This is a genomic window from Pseudomonas salomonii (genome assembly GCF_900107155.1).
Classification (GTDB): domain Bacteria; phylum Pseudomonadota; class Gammaproteobacteria; order Pseudomonadales; family Pseudomonadaceae; genus Aquipseudomonas; species Aquipseudomonas salomonii.
In genome coordinates, this window is the sequence record NZ_FNOX01000010.1 from 303990 (window position 1) to 316975 (window position 12986).

General features: G+C 57.3%; 12 protein-coding genes, 1 tRNA gene, 1 rRNA gene and 1 pseudogene. 7 read left to right on the top strand and 8 right to left on the bottom strand.

Going from position 1 to position 12986, the window contains the following annotated elements:
* Positions 1-112 precede the first annotated feature (112 nt).
* The 6 genes from BLV67_RS23275 to queA all read right to left on the bottom strand — a co-directional run bounded on the left by BLV67_RS23275 (position 113) and on the right by queA (position 6204).
* Complete coding sequence (locus BLV67_RS23275; RefSeq protein ID WP_017135941.1) at positions 113-655, bottom strand: glycine zipper 2TM domain-containing protein; 543 nt, start codon at positions 653-655, stop codon at positions 113-115.
* Positions 656-778: 123 nt separating this feature from the next.
* A complete protein-coding gene (gene secF, locus BLV67_RS23280) occupies positions 779-1693 on the bottom strand; it encodes a protein translocase subunit SecF (RefSeq protein WP_056858739.1) in 915 nt (304 codons plus the stop codon).
* A gap of 9 nt (positions 1694-1702) precedes the next feature.
* Positions 1703-3574 carry a protein translocase subunit SecD gene (secD, locus tag BLV67_RS23285; RefSeq protein WP_065930350.1) on the bottom strand — a complete coding sequence of 624 codons (1872 nt, stop codon included), beginning with the start codon at positions 3572-3574 and terminating at the stop codon, positions 1703-1705.
* 62 nt (positions 3575-3636) lie between these two features.
* Positions 3637-3975, bottom strand: coding sequence for a preprotein translocase subunit YajC (gene yajC, locus BLV67_RS23290; protein ID WP_003175975.1), 339 nt, complete (start codon positions 3973-3975; stop codon positions 3637-3639).
* 43 nt (positions 3976-4018) lie between these two features.
* Complete coding sequence (gene tgt, locus BLV67_RS23295; protein WP_003175976.1) at positions 4019-5134, bottom strand: tRNA guanosine(34) transglycosylase Tgt; 1116 nt, start codon at positions 5132-5134, stop codon at positions 4019-4021.
* A 5-nt stretch (positions 5135-5139) separates the two neighbouring features.
* On the bottom strand, positions 5140-6204 hold the full coding sequence (gene queA / locus BLV67_RS23300; protein ID WP_056858741.1) for a tRNA preQ1(34) S-adenosylmethionine ribosyltransferase-isomerase QueA: 1065 nt from the start codon (positions 6202-6204) through the stop codon (positions 5140-5142).
* Positions 6205-6312: 108 nt separating this feature from the next.
* On the opposite strand from queA, the gene BLV67_RS23305 reads away from it, so the two are divergent.
* Positions 6313-6397 (top strand) — tRNA-Leu (locus BLV67_RS23305).
* Between the two features lie 118 nt (positions 6398-6515).
* On the opposite strand, the pseudogene BLV67_RS33515 reads toward BLV67_RS23305, so the two are convergent.
* Positions 6516-6776, bottom strand: a pseudogene (locus tag BLV67_RS33515) (transposase); the annotation flags it as partial.
* A 194-nt stretch (positions 6777-6970) separates the two neighbouring features.
* On the opposite strand from BLV67_RS33515, the gene BLV67_RS23315 reads away from it, so the two are divergent.
* From BLV67_RS23315 to BLV67_RS23340, 6 genes are all read left to right on the top strand, one after another.
* Complete coding sequence (locus BLV67_RS23315) at positions 6971-7822, top strand: AraC family transcriptional regulator (protein WP_065930347.1); 852 nt, start codon at positions 6971-6973, stop codon at positions 7820-7822.
* Positions 7823-8131: 309 nt separating this feature from the next.
* Complete coding sequence (locus tag BLV67_RS23325) at positions 8132-10444, top strand: TonB-dependent siderophore receptor (protein WP_244160762.1); 2313 nt, start codon at positions 8132-8134, stop codon at positions 10442-10444.
* A gap of 116 nt (positions 10445-10560) precedes the next feature.
* Positions 10561-10974, top strand: a complete 414-nt coding sequence (locus tag BLV67_RS23330) for a hypothetical protein (protein WP_239694278.1) — start codon at positions 10561-10563, stop codon at positions 10972-10974.
* Positions 10961-11362, top strand: coding sequence for a hypothetical protein (locus BLV67_RS23335; RefSeq protein WP_069787942.1), 402 nt, complete (start codon positions 10961-10963; stop codon positions 11360-11362). The genes BLV67_RS23330 and BLV67_RS23335 overlap by 14 nt, the downstream gene beginning before the upstream one ends.
* A 401-nt stretch (positions 11363-11763) precedes the next feature.
* A complete protein-coding gene (locus BLV67_RS33025; protein ID WP_167365891.1) occupies positions 11764-11922 on the top strand; it encodes a hypothetical protein in 159 nt (52 codons plus the stop codon).
* Positions 11923-12116: 194 nt separating this feature from the next.
* Positions 12117-12611 (top strand): GNAT family N-acetyltransferase, encoded by a 495-nt coding sequence (locus tag BLV67_RS23340; RefSeq protein WP_074854533.1) that lies wholly within the window; start codon positions 12117-12119, stop codon positions 12609-12611.
* Between the two features lie 102 nt (positions 12612-12713).
* Here the strand turns inward: BLV67_RS23340 and rrf are convergent.
* Positions 12714-12829 (bottom strand): 5S ribosomal RNA (rrf, locus tag BLV67_RS23345).
* Positions 12830-12986: the final 157 nt, after the last annotated feature.

Genomic DNA, 12986 nt, shown 5'->3' on the forward strand with positions numbered 1-12986 from the left:
AAAGCACCCCAAGGGGTGCTTTTTTTATACTTTGGATTTCGTATCTCAGCAGCAAACACAATCCAATTTGGGAGCTGGCTTGCCTGCTCCCACACTTGGATTGATCTCAGCCTTATTGCTGGTTTTGGCCCAGGATCAGACGACCTTCCTTATCCACTGGAATCTGGCCGCCCGGATCACGGTCCATACGCACGGAACCTTCCTTACCGTCCAGGTTGTAGCGCACGTCATAGCCGACCACCTTGTCACTGATGTCATTGACGGTGCTGCAACGCTGCTGCGTGGTGGTATAGGTATCGCGATTCTGCATACCTTCCTGCACCTTGTTACCGGCGTAACCGCCACCAACCGCACCGGCTACAGTCGCCAGCTTCTTGCCGTTACCGCCACCGACCTGGTTGCCCAACAGGCCACCGGCCAGCGCACCGACCACGGTGCCGACGATTTGATGCTGATCCTGCACCGGCTTCTGCCGGGTCACGGTGACGTCCTTGCAGACCTCACGAGGGGTTTTGATCTGGGTTTTCACCGGCTGCACTGCCAGCACTTGCGCATACTCAGGGCCGCTTTTTACCAGGCTGTAGGTGGCAACAGCACCCCCGGCAGTCACACCGACAGCACCCAATACCGCACCAACCAGTAACGACTTGTTCACGTGAACCTCCTGACCATCACAAGCGGACCGAAACGTCCGCGCTATACCCAGCCTTGGAGCAAAAAAAAAGGCACGAGTTCAATACTCGTGCCTTATTTGTAACAGCGTATCAACGAACGCCCATCAAGGACGGTCGTCGACCTCCTTGCCGGTAGCGGCAGGCGGGATCAAGTCTTCGCTGTTGAGGTTCAGCCAGATCAGCACCACGTTGGCGATGTAGATCGACGAGTAGGTGCCCGCCAGAACGCCGATGAACAGCGCCAGGGAGAAGCCCCACAGGTTATCGCCACCGAAGATCATCAGCGCAGCAATCGCCAGCAAGGTGGAGATCGACGTCGCCATGGTCCGCAACAGGGTCTGGGTGGTGGAGATGTTGATGTTCTCGATCAGCGTGGCCTTGCGCAGTACGCGGAAGTTCTCACGAACCCGGTCGAATACCACGATGGTGTCGTTGAGCGAGTAACCAATGATCGCCAGCACCGCCGCCAACACCGTCAGGTCGAAGGTGATCTGGAAGTACGCCAGGATACCCACGGTGACGATAACGTCGTGGATCAGCGACACAATCGCGCCGACGCCGAACTTCCACTGAAAGCGGAACGCCAGGTAGACCATGATGCCGGCCAACGCCATCAGCATGCCGAGGCCGCCCTGGTCGCGCAGCTCTTCACCCACCTGCGGGCCTACGAACTCGACACGCTTGACCGACGCCGGGTTGTCACCGCCGACCTTCTGCAAGGCTTCGGCTACCTGATGACCCAACTGCGGGTCTTCGCCCGGCATACGCACCAGCAGGTCGGTGGTAGCACCAAAGCTCTGCACGATGGCTTCGTGATAGCCGGCCTTGACCAGCTCGCTGCGCACCAGGGTAACGTCGGCCGGCTTCTCGTAGGTCAGCTCGATGAGCGTACCGCCGGTGAAGTCCAGACCGTAGTTCAGGCCCTTATGGAACCAGCTGAACAACGCCAGAACGGTAAGGAGCACTGTGGCGCCGAACGCAATGTTGCGAACGCCCATGAAGTTGATTGTACGTAACATGGCAGCCCCTTAAATCCACAACTTCTTGAAGTCACGTCCGCCAAAGATCAGGTTGACCATTGCGCGGGTCACCATGATGGCCGTGAACATCGAGGTAAAGATACCGAGGGACATGGTCACCGCAAAACCTTTGACGGGGCCGGTGCCCATGGCAAAGAGAATCCCGCCGACCAGCAGAGTGGTCAGGTTGGAGTCGAGAATCGCGGTAAATGCCCGGCCGAAGCCTTCGTTGATTGCACGCTGTACGGTCATGCCCGCCGCGATCTCTTCACGAATCCGCGAGAAGATCAGTACGTTGGCGTCTACCGCCATACCCATGGTGAGTACGATACCGGCGATACCTGGCAGGGTCAGCGTTGCGCCCAGCAGCGACATCAGTGCCAGCAGCATCACCATGTTGCCCGCCAGGGCCACGGTGGCGATGACGCCGAAGAAGCGGTAGATGGCGATGATGAACAGGGATACGAACAGCATGCCCCACAAGGCTGCATCGACACCCTTGGTGATGTTGTCGGCACCCAGGCTCGGGCCGATGGTGCGTTCTTCAGCGAAGTACATCGGCGCCGCCAGGCCACCCGCACGCAGCAGCAGTGCCAGCTCGGACGACTCGCCCTGGCCATTCAGGCCGGTGATGCGGAATTGAGCACCCAGCGGCGACTGGATGGTCGCCAGGCTGATGATCTTCTTCTCTTCCTTGAAGGTCTGCACCGGCACGTCTTTCTCGACACCGTCGACCATTTGTTTGGTGTAGGTGGTGACCGGGCGTTGCTCGATGAAGATCACCGCCATGCTGCGACCGACGTTGCTGCGCGTGGCGCGGCTCATCAGGTCACCGCCATGGCCATCCAGACGGATGTTCACTTCCGGAGTACCGTGCTGCGAATCGAAACCCGCCTTGGCGTCAGTCACCTGATCACCGGTGATGATCAAGCCACGCTCAATCAGCGCTGGAGGACGGTTGCCTTCGCGGAACTCGAATTCTTCGGCAGTCGCGCGAGTCGCACCCGGCTCAGCCGCCAGACGGAATTCCAGGTTGGCAGTTTTACCCAGGATACGCTTGGCTTCAGCGGTATCTTGTACGCCTGGCAGTTCAACCACGATGCGGTTGGCACCTTGACGCTGCACGATCGGCTCAGCCACACCCAGCTCGTTGACGCGGTTACGGACCGTGGTCAAGTTCTGCTTGATGGAGTATTCGCGGATTTCCGCGATCTTGGCCGGGGTCATCGCCAGACGCAGTACAGGTTGGCCATTCAGGTCAGCCGGCACGATGTCGAAATCATTGAAGTTCTTGCGCACCAGGGCACGGGCCTGTTCGCGGGTCGCTTCATCAGAGAAGCCCAGCTGGATGGCACCGTTGAGCTGCGGCAGGCTGCGATAACGCACCTTCTCTTTGCGCAGCAGGCTCTTCACGTCGCCTTCGTAGACTTTCAGGCGTGCGTCGAGGGCTTTGTCCATGTCGACTTCCAGCAGGAAGTGCACACCACCGGACAAGTCCAGACCCAGCTTCATCGGGTGCGCGCCAATGCTGCGCAGCCATTTCGGCGTGGTCTGTGCCAGGTTGAGCGCGACTACGTAGTCATCACCCATGGCCTTGCGCACGACGTCTTTGGCCGGCAATTGGTCTTCGGCCTTGGTCAGGCGCAACAAACCGCCTTTCGCATCAGACGCCAGGGTTGCCGCTTTTACCTGAATACCGGCGTCGGTGAGCGCTTTGCTCGCACGGTCCAAGTCAGCCTGATTGACCTGCAGCGTAGTGCTGGCGCCAGTGATCTGGATCGCAGGGTCATCAGGATAAAGATTGGGAGCGGAATAAATAAAACCGATCGCCAGCACCGCCAGGATCAGTACGTATTTCCACAGAGGGTATTTGTTCAGCATCACGCCGCCCGCTTATAACGCGGGGCGCCTTGCGCGCCCCGTCGATTGGTAAAGGTTGTTACTTAGATCGCTTTGAGCGTGCCTTTTGGCAGCGTGGCGGCGATGGCGCCCTTCTGGAACTTCATTTCTACGGTGTCGGAGACTTCCAGAACCACGAAAGCATCGGAAACCTTGGTGATCTTGCCGGCGATACCGCCAGTGGTCACCACTTCGTCGCCTTTCTGCAGGCTGCCCAGCAGGTTTTTCTGCTCTTTGGCGCGCTTGGCCTGTGGACGCCAGATCATCAGGTAGAAGATGACCAGGAAGCCGACCAGGAAAATCCACTCGAAACCGCCGCCCATAGGGCCGGCAGCGGCAGGCGCAGCGGCGTCAGCCATGGCATTAGAGATAAAAAAGCTCATTTAGCACTCCAGTTGCAAATAGTGAATCTTAGGGTCGGAAAACTCAGTCCAAGGGCGGCACAGGGAGCCCGCGCTTGGCATAGAAGGCATCGACGAAGGCGGCCAATGTACCCTGTTGAATAGCCTCGCGCAAACCAGCCATCAGGACTTGGTAGTGACGCAAATTGTGGATGGTATTCAACATGCTACCCAGCATTTCCCCGCACTTGTCCAGATGGTGCAGATAAGCACGCGAGAAGTTCTGGCAGGTGTAGCAGTCACAGGTGGGATCGAGCGGCGAATCATCATGGCGATGGAACGCGTTACGGATCTTCAGCACGCCTGTATCGATGAACAGATGCCCATTGCGGGCATTACGGGTTGGCATCACGCAATCGAACATGTCCACACCGCGGCGCACACCCTCTACGAGATCTTCCGGTTTGCCAACGCCCATAAGGTAACGAGGTTTGTCAGCGGGCATCAGGCCCGGCAGGTAATCCAGCACCTTGATCATCTCGTGCTTGGGCTCACCCACCGACAGACCGCCGATAGCCAGGCCGTCAAAGCCGATCTTGTCGAGGCCTTCCAGCGAGCGCTTGCGCAGGCTTTCGTGCATGCCGCCCTGGACGATACCGAACAGCGCAGCGGTGTTATCGCCGTGGGCGTTTTTCGAGCGCTGAGCCCAACGCAACGACAACTCCATGGAGATGCGCGCCACGTCTTCATCCGCAGGGTACGGCGTGCACTCGTCAAAAATCATCACGATGTCGGAGCCAAGATCGCGCTGCACCTGCATCGACTCTTCAGGGCCCATGAACACTTTGGAGCCGTCCACCGGCGAGGCGAACGTCACGCCCTCTTCCTTGATCTTGCGCATGGCACCCAGGCTGAACACCTGGAAACCACCGGAGTCGGTGAGGATCGGGCCTTGCCACTTCATGAAGTCATGCAGGTCGCCATGCTTCTTGATCACTTCCGTGCCCGGGCGCAGCCACAGGTGGAAGGTGTTGCCCAGGATGATCTCGGCGCCAGTGGCGACGATGTCACGCGGCAGCATGCCTTTTACCGTGCCGTAAGTGCCCACAGGCATGAAGGCCGGGGTTTCGACGGTGCCACGCGGGAACGTGAGGCGACCACGACGAGCCTTGCCATCGGTGGCCAACAATTCAAACGACATACGACTCATAGTTGCTCCTCATGGCCCGCTTCTTTAGGAGCAGTCGGCGCAGGGTTACGGGTGATAAACATCGCATCACCGTAGCTGAAAAAACGGTACCCATTATCGATGGCGGCTTTATACGCCGCCATTGTTTCGGGATAACCCGCGAAGGCCGACACCAGCATCAACAGCGTGGATTCCGGCAAATGAAAATTGGTCACCAGGCAATCGACCACATGGAACGGCCGGCCCGGAAAAATAAAGATATCGGTATCGCCACTGAACGGTTTGAGCACACCATCGCGCGCGGCACTCTCCAACGAGCGCACGCTGGTGGTGCCCACCGCCACAACACGACCGCCGCGCGCCTTGCACGCCGCCACCGCATCCACGACGTCCTGGCTGACTTCCAGCCACTCGCTGTGCATATGGTGGTCTTCGATGTTATCCACACGCACCGGCTGAAACGTGCCGGCCCCCACGTGCAGGGTCACATAAGCGCTTTCAACACCCTTGGCGGCAATCGCATCCAGCAGCGGCTGGTCGAAATGCAGGCCGGCCGTTGGCGCGGCCACGGCGCCGAGGCGCTGGGAGTACACCGTCTGGTAGCGCTCGCGGTCCGAGTCTTCGTCGGGGCGGTCGATATAAGGAGGCAGCGGCATATGGCCGACACGCTCCAAGAGCGGCAACACTTCTTCGGCAAACTTGAGCTCGAACAACGCATCATGGCGCGCAACCATCTCGGCTTCGCCACCGCCATCGATGAGGATGCTCGAGCCGGGTTTCGGCGACTTGCTGGAACGCACATGGGCCAGCACGCGATGGCTGTCCAGCACCCGTTCCACCAGAATTTCCAGCTTGCCGCCGGACGCTTTCTGGCCAAACAGCCGTGCCGGAATCACCCGGGTATTGTTAAACACCATCAAATCGCCTGGGCGTAAATGCTCAAGCAAATCAGTGAATTGGCGGTGTGCAAGGGCACCGCTCACCCCGTCCAGGGTCAGCAGTCGACTGGCGCGACGCTCGGCCAAAGGGTGGCGAGCGATCAGCGAATCAGGGAGCTCAAAAGTAAAGTCAGCAACGCGCATGATGGGGTTCGTCTAGCAGGGCCGGGAAGTCTAGCGGAAATAGTGAAAATAGACCATGAAACGTGATTGACCAACGGTAATCTCATCTCTATACTTCGCCGCCATTGAGCCCTGATGGCGGAATTGGTAGACGCGGCGGATTCAAAATCCGTTTTCGAAAGGAGTGGGAGTTCGAGTCTCCCTCGGGGCACCATCTTAAAGAAAGACCTTGAATTTCAAGGTCTTTTTTTCGTCTGTAGAAAAGTGAATGGCACCCTGATCACGGCTCACCAATGCCCCCTGTGGGAGATCCTATGGTTGAGGGGCAACCCTCAACCAACCTTTGGCTGATATTCGGTTTGCCCTTTCAGCAAGGCAAATACCACCCGAGCAAGCTTGCGAGCCAGCATTACCAGCACCTGTGTTGTGCTATATCCCAGCTCCCGTTGCGCTTGATAAAACCCTTTCCAGGCTTCCGTCCGGCTTGCAGCCAGTGCGGCGTTATGCAGAAGGCGCCGCGCTTCTGAGTCTCCGCGTTTACTCAAACTGCGGCTCAGGATGAACTTGCCGCTGGAGCCCGCTATTAGACTCAGACATTGGTGGAACAAGATCCAGCGTGCGAGGACCTCGGAACGGGTTGTCCGTCGCCAAGAAAATCGGCCTCCCCCCTCCAGGAGTAGCCAGGCCCCCGGCGTAAGGAATGGCTAGACGTTATCGAGCAGGTTGGTCATAGTATTTTCCGATTAGGCCAGAGCCTCATCTTCCATCCGAGGCTCTACGAGACAACATGTCCAGCATCGCAATCTCCGATCTAACAGTGCATTGGGACGTCGACAGCGTCTCGCGCCCCGTTGTGGCATTAAGTGCTACATCGGTGACAAAGGACTGGGAAAATGCGAGGCATCAGCACCGCAAAGCGCAGCTGATCTACTCCCTACGCGGCATTCTCAACTGCGAAATTGAAGACGGTGTCTGGATCGTGCCGCCGCAGTGCGCCATATGGATACCGGGAGATTTGCCACACGCGGCGCGGGGGGCGGGTGAAACGCAATGCTATTGCCTGTTCGTTGAGCCAGACGCAGCACCGGACCTTCCGAAAAACTGTTGCACGATTTCGGTGTCGCCATTGCTACGCGAGTTGCTACTGAAGGTGGCCGGGTTTCCTGAGTTATACGCGCAGGGTGGACGAGAAGACCGGTTGATTGCCGCGTTGCTCGATGAGTTGGTGGCGGCACCGGTGGAAGACTTGCATCTGCCCATGCCGCGTGATCCCCGCTTGCGCCGCCTCGTGGAAATGATGCTGGCGGCCCCCGCGGACAAGACCTCGAAGGCCGAGTGGGCTACTCGAATTGGCATGAGCGAGCGAAGCATGAGCCGTCTTTTGCTGCATGAAATTGGAATGAGCTTTGGGGGCTGGCGTCGGCAGCTGCATGTGATCCTTGCACTTCAACGTTTGACCAACGGCGAAAGCGTGCAAACGGTAGCATTTGAGCTGGGGTACGAAAACGCCAGCGGTTTCATAACCATGTTCCGCAAGGCCGTGGGCAAACCTCCGGCACGATACCTATCGGATCGCATCAGCGGCGCAGAGCTCGCTTCCGTGCCCGGCATCATGCTCCCCAATGAAATCTCCCCCTGATGCACCAGATTATCTTGGTTCGGGACCAGCGGCCGCCCACCGTCGCCTGTAGTCCTTCCTTGCGAAGTTGCTGACATTTCGCAACGTTGTGATAGGGGTGAAGGCCGGCTCCTCATCGAGAGCAAAGCCTTTCTCCAATACCAGCATCTGCAAGTGTTCGTGCAACGCCAGGACTTCAGCGAAAACCATCCGGGCACCTGCATGACATCACAATTGGCCTAACTGAATAATAATATGGCCTAGTTTCGCCATCACTCCCAGCTGCCTCTATTGTTAAATGCAACATCCAAATACAAATGAGTATTGTTGATGTTCATCATCGCAACTGTTGGGAAGTTCCGTTGGCCACTTGATATGCGTACACAGCCCACTGGCTATCCTCATCTGGTTGGGCCGTACAAGGGCGCAATCAGGAGCGCGCCCCGCAACGTGCTGGGCTCGGCAGTCGCGGCGGCAGTTCTCATTAGTGCGCAGGGCGCATTCGCGGCCGAGCCAGGGCAGATTCAGACCAAGGCCGGTGGAAAGCCTCAAGAGGAGATAGCCTTGCCGGCCATCACCGTAACGGGGCCTATGGATACGGCGACCACCGAAGGTACTGGTTCCTACACTACGGGCCAGACATCGGTGGCGACGCACCTGCCACTTTCGCTACGGGAAACACCGCAGTCGGTGACGGTGATCACCCGCCAACGCATGGACGACCAGCAACTGAACTCGGTGCAGAGCGTGCTGGATAACACCACGGGCGTCTCGTCGTACCAATCCGACAGCGAACGGACGAGTTTCTATTCGCGTGGTTTCTTGATCAACAACGTTCAGTACGATGGCATACCCACCGTCGTCGGCGACATCGTCAGCGGGAGCGGGATCAGCTCCCTGGATACCGCGTTCTACGATCGTGTCGAGGTCGTGCGCGGCGCCTCTGGCTTGCTGACCGGCACCGGCAATCCCTCGGCCGCCGTCAACCTGGTGCGCAAACGACCGACCCGCGACTTCTCGGCCTCCGCCTCGCTCGGTGCAGGGAGCTGGGATACCCACCGGGAAATGGCCGACGTATCGATTCCGTTGACCGAGGATGGCCGTATCCGCGCCCGTATGGTCGGGACGTCCCAGGAAGGAAACTCGTACATTGATGGCTACAAACCGCAGAGGAAGGCGTTCTACGGCATCATCGAGGCAGATCTGACACCCGACACGACGGTGAGTCTGGGCTATGACTACCAGGACAGCACGCCGAAGGGCTCCACCTGGGGAGGTTTACCGCTATGGTTCAGCGACGGCACGCAGGCCGAGTATTCACGCTCCAAGAACTACGCGCAGAACTGGAGCCATTGGGACAACACCCTTAAGACCGCGTTTGCCGAGGTCGAGCACCGCTTTGACAACGGCTGGAATCTCCGGGCCGTCGCTAATCAATACCGCACGGAATTCGATGCCGAACTGCTCGGCCTGGTCGGCCGCCCCGATCGCGCCACGGGACTGGGCTCCTTTCCCAACGGGGCTCTTCCGGTGGCACTGGCGTCCGAAGGTAGCAGCCGTCAAAACACCTTCGATGTGATGGCGAGCGGCCCCTTCGAACTGCTCGGCCGCCAGCATGACTTGGTGGTGGGGGCGACGAGTTCGCGCCGCACCGCCAGCCAGGAAGCTATCGCTCCGTTCTACGCAGGCTTCACGCCGGTCAATGTCTATCAACTGAGCCCGGCCTTTCCCCGCCCCAACTTCGATGCCATGGCTTCGATACCGACCCGCACCCTGATCAAACAGAGCGGTGTCTATAGCGCAGCCCGGTTCTCGCTGGCCGAGCCTCTGAAACTCATTGTCGGCGGCCGATTCAGCAACTACGAAATCGACGACGCCGTCGGCGCCTCGTCGTTGCACTACAAGAAAAGCAGTGAATTCACCCCGTATGCGGGTTTGATCTACGACATCGATAAGACCTATTCGGCCTACGTGAGCTACACGGGCATATTCAATCCGCAAACCGACTATCGCGACAGCAAGGGCAACGTGCTCACGCCGACAAAGGGAAAAACCAAGGAAATCGGCCTTAAAGGCGCTTACCTGGATGGGCGTCTGAATGCGTCGGTGGCCTTGTTCCATACCGAGCTGGACAACGCTGCACAGATGGTCGCAGGAACCTATACGCCAAGTGGTGCCCAAGCCTATATGGGTTCGGATGGGACGAAGTCGCGGGGGATCGAGCTGGACTTGCAGGGCGAGCTGGCGCGTGGCTGGAACATCTATTCAGGCATCGCCCATTTCACGGCACAAGATGGCGATGGCGTGCGCTTGAATTCGCAAATACCGCGCACCACTGCCCAGCTTTTCAGCACCTACCAGTTGCCGGGAGAGTGGAACAAATTGACGCTGGGCGCAGGCGTTAAATGGCAAAGCCGCTTCTACGAGGCGCCCAACACCGGCACCAGTTCGTTGGGCGGGGAACAAGGTTCTTATGCGCTGGTATCCGTGTTGGGGCGCTACGCCGTCACGAAGCAGATCACCGCGGCGGTCAACGTCAACAATGTACTCGACAAGAAGTACGCGTTGGAGAAGGGAGATTTTGACACTGTAGGTTATGGCGCACCACGCAACTTGATGGTGACGCTGGACTATAGGTATTGATTTCCCGGAGACGAACATTTCTCCCGTTGTAAATCGCAGACATACAACATTCATTGATTATCGAGAAAGCTCTTATGCCCATTAAGCCTACCCTAAACCGCGCCCAACACACGGCCATGAACAACACAAACAAAGTGGCCTTGTTCTGGTTGACGACAGCCGCCGGTGCCGTACTTTTTGTCACCTTTCAGTTATTTTTTTACGTGAACGATTTTGTCAGAGCGCACGGTGCAACACCGGCGATTACGTTTGAGCCCGATGTACTGTGGATGTTTTCCGCGTTCTATGGCTCTTGGATCTTAACAGTGCTTATCGCACTGATAGGCACCCGTAAGGCTCAGTGGGTTGTCCTGGTTTTTGGCAGCCTGCTTGTCGCTCTGAATACCCTCGGGGGAATCTCCGACGGGTTGCGCGACGGTTGGCACGTTGCCTTTTCGGCAGTGTTCTTCATTACGTTGCCCGGCGTGTTCGCCATTGTGGCCACCTGGTTTTGCATTAAAAACGAAGGAAACGGCCATGTCGGTGAATAGTTCTGAGTTCCCTTTGGTCTGGATGAACCTTAATCAAGAACCCGGCCACAATCATCAAAAAGACTTCGCCGAATTAGAGGCCAATTTGCAGCGCGGGGAGCCCTTTGTATTCTTGACCGATACCGTACCTACCGAAGACCATGAGCACTCGCCGGAAGAAAAAAAACGCACCGCGCTCTGGATGAAAAAGCACAAGGTTGAATTGCGAAAGTGGGTGCTGGCAATGATCATGATTGAACCCAACTCGGCAAAACGTCTTGGGTTCAAGGCATTTGCGGTCGTGTTTGCCAAGTTCTGGGGCTACCCTTTGCTTCTTGCTGCTTCACGTGAGCAGGCAATGGAGATGGCAAGAGAACTGCTCCTAAAGGGTGGAAAGTCATCTCACTGATGGCCAATGCTGGTATCCAATCTCCATCAAACTCTGCCGCCGCGCACTGTCGCGGCGAGCTGCTGCCCGCTACTTGATCGCCGGCTTCCACCACACCAGCGAGAATCCCAGACCTACTGGCCGAACATGACGCAACGCCATTAGATGCCGGCTACGCGCTGCCCACCCTTCTCAGTACTCGAATTTCTTTATCTTTAGAGCAATATCGGGGGCAGTGAGCTGCTTCCGTTTTCCTCTGGCACCATATAGCAGTATCTGAAAGTCTCTACCAGGCTCTCAGCACCAAAGAAACCGGCCACTTGAGGCGGTTTTTTTGTGCCTGGCCATCTACCTTTGCATCCCCTTATTCGTTGTATTCGTGTGGCGCGAATACAATCCCGCGCCTGGTACTTCCTACCTTCATGCTTGCCTCATCCCCTGAGCGCCTTGCACATTCGCGCGAAGCGAGCTGCCGGAATTCGCGCCTGCCGGGTGAGTTTATTCGCGAAGCGCTCAGCCAAGCCGAACAAGCCCTGCCCGATGGCAACATTGATGTGCGCATGATCGGCCTTACAGGTTGAGGCATACCGCACAATGAAGGACGCAGGATAAGCACCAGGCGAGTCATAAGGCGCGTGGCAGGCACTAAGTAATAGACACCCATAGCAGCCTCTGAGCCGATATGGGGCGATCGCGTCCAGCGAGCCCAGGCGTTTATGGTTATACGAACTCTTTTCTCTATGATGGCTAACCAGCCATGCCTAGGGTGCTTGTTATGCCTGCCTCCACCGATCACAACTGCGCTGTCGTTTTATGCGCAGCTTCCAATAACGACCTGGAAGTTCTGGTATCCATCAGAATTGAGGCCATGCGCGAAAGCCTTGAACGGCTTGGACGATTTAACCCCGATCGTGCGCGTGAACGATTTCTTGGCGGGTTTGACGCCAGCAGCACACGGCGCATAGAAGTAGCAGGCGACCTGGTCGGTTTCGTCGTTATCAAAGACCATCAGGACGAGCTTCTGCTTGACCACTTGTATGTGGTCCCCAGCGCTCAAGGCGCAGGAATCGGCTCCGAGGTTCTTGCTCGGATTTTCAGAGAGGCTGATGAGACCAGGCGCCCGATCAGAGTTGGCGCCTTGAAGGAAAGCGCGTCCAATCGTTTTTACACTCGCCACGGTTTTGTGTTCGTCGAAAGCGGCGAGTTCGATAATTACTATGTCCGGATTAACCGCAACGCTGTTGATTTGGAGCAACCAGACGGTTGTTGATACGGCGCCCCGTCAGAGGCTGCACGCGAAGTGAGTTGTTGTTTTCGACCGCCCAAAACAAAACCCCTGATTGCGTTAGCAATCAGGGGTTTCGGAATTTAATCTTGACGATGACCTACTCTCACATGGGGAAACCCCACACTACCATCGGCGATGCATCGTTTCACTACTGAGTTCGGGATGGGATCAGGTGGTTCCAATGCTCTATGGTCGTCAAGAAATTCGGGTACTGAGTCGCAGCCAGATGGCTTCGCTTCAGCAAATTGGGTATGTGACAGCTTTCGGTGTTTTGTGAGCGTCGAACTTTCGGTTCATCTCGTCTTCACACACCGCAATCTGATGCTCTTTCGAGTAGTCAAATTGCTTGGGTGTTAT

Bases quoted from the DNA above. Each gene is read 5' to 3' on its own strand.
- secF (WP_056858739.1), bottom strand. From the start codon at position 1,693: ATGTTACGTACAATCAACTTCATGGGCGTTCGCAACATTGCGTTCGGC.
- secD (WP_065930350.1), bottom strand. From the start codon at position 3,574: ATGCTGAACAAATACCCTCTGTGGAAATACGTACTGATCCTGGCGGTG.
- yajC (WP_003175975.1), bottom strand. From the start codon at position 3,975: ATGAGCTTTTTTATCTCTAATGCCATGGCTGACGCCGCTGCGCCTGCC.
- tgt (WP_003175976.1), bottom strand. From the start codon at position 5,134: ATGTCGTTTGAATTGTTGGCCACCGATGGCAAGGCTCGTCGTGGTCGC.
- queA (WP_056858741.1), bottom strand. From the start codon at position 6,204: ATGCGCGTTGCTGACTTTACTTTTGAGCTCCCTGATTCGCTGATCGCT.
- BLV67_RS23315 (WP_065930347.1), top strand. From the start codon at position 6,971: ATGTCCAGCATCGCAATCTCCGATCTAACAGTGCATTGGGACGTCGAC.
- BLV67_RS23325 (WP_244160762.1), top strand. From the start codon at position 8,132: ATGTTCATCATCGCAACTGTTGGGAAGTTCCGTTGGCCACTTGATATG.
- BLV67_RS23330 (WP_239694278.1), top strand. From the start codon at position 10,561: ATGAACAACACAAACAAAGTGGCCTTGTTCTGGTTGACGACAGCCGCC.
- BLV67_RS23335 (WP_069787942.1), top strand. From the start codon at position 10,961: ATGTCGGTGAATAGTTCTGAGTTCCCTTTGGTCTGGATGAACCTTAAT.
- BLV67_RS33025 (WP_167365891.1), top strand. From the start codon at position 11,764: ATGCTTGCCTCATCCCCTGAGCGCCTTGCACATTCGCGCGAAGCGAGC.
- BLV67_RS23340 (WP_074854533.1), top strand. From the start codon at position 12,117: ATGCCTGCCTCCACCGATCACAACTGCGCTGTCGTTTTATGCGCAGCT.